Origin of the sequence: Cloacibacillus sp., from assembly GCA_036655895.1 — a bacterium.
Taxonomy (GTDB): Bacteria; Synergistota; Synergistia; order Synergistales; family Synergistaceae; genus JAVVPF01.
The window spans coordinates 1-1,082 of sequence record JAVVPF010000126.1 but is presented as its reverse complement, the minus strand read 5'-3'; the positions used below and the strand labels follow the sequence as shown (position 1 = coordinate 1,082).

Annotated in this window: 1 protein-coding gene; it reads left to right on the top strand. The window is 47.8% G+C overall.

Annotation, left to right across the window (positions count from 1 at the left end; all coding sequences use genetic code 11):
- On the top strand, positions 1 to 1,082 hold a 1,082-nt coding region (locus RRY12_13270), incomplete at both ends, for a VCBS repeat-containing protein (protein ID MEG2185645.1).

Below are 1,082 nucleotides of genomic sequence, written 5' to 3'. Positions count from 1 at the left end.
AAAACTAATGTAAAAACCATGATGGGCACAAAAGAAAAGGTTGTGGAAGGAAAAAATCTGAATGATGACTATAATTCTCCGGATAACATCGATTACACAAATGACGGCTGTCACGATTCGTCTAACTACTTGCCCACGGCAATTCCATTCGCTTTAGCCACCACGGAAGGATATGTGCCGTCATCTGTGGAGATATCTCCTGATTTCTACGGAATAACACGCTTTAACAATGTCCCCCAAAATATCATAGTCACCTCGTTCATTGTTAAGAAGGATGATATGTACAGCCAGCTTGGTTTCGATATATATAAACAGGGCACCTCCGGCAAGCTTGCTATGCCTAAGAGGATTCTGATTGACAACATATACCCTGCATATCAGTTTAATTTTAAAGGAGACGGCAGCTGGAAAAAGGCGGAGCCGCTTGGAGTTACAACAATGCACGACATCGTCGCCCATGACTGGAACAATGACGGATACAGCGACTACGCCGTGACCTTTGTAACGGCAAAAGGAGGACACGACACCGAAACCTATATGCGTGTGATGCTTGTAGACGGCAAAAAACTCTATTCCACTTCCAATTCTTACCTTTACTCAGACAGTTATACATGGGTAAACGGCAGTGAAGGAACTAAAATAAACGCGGGCGGAAGCATAGTGGGCGGCCTCACAGCCATAAAACCCACTACCAGCATCAGGATGGTCAAAGGAGACTTCGACGGTGACGGCACGCCTGAACTAGCGGCCTTCTTCACTGCTATTGAGGGCTCCGCGGCGGATGTGTCACGCCCCGCAAAACTAGCTGTCTACAAGATAGAAGACCCGGCAAACAGCAGCGTCTTCACCACCTCGACAATGTTTTCCACGGACCACGGCGGAAGCCTGAAGGCAAACGACATAACTGGTATAGCTGCGGGAGACATCGACGGCGACGGCCTGGATGAGATAGCCGCGCTCTACACTGAATCTTCGGCCAGCGGCACTACGGCCAGAGCGAAGCTGAGCATCCTGAAATACAACGCAACAAAAAAAACCTTTGACTTTATTGTCAAAAGCAGTGAGATCACCCTCACATACAA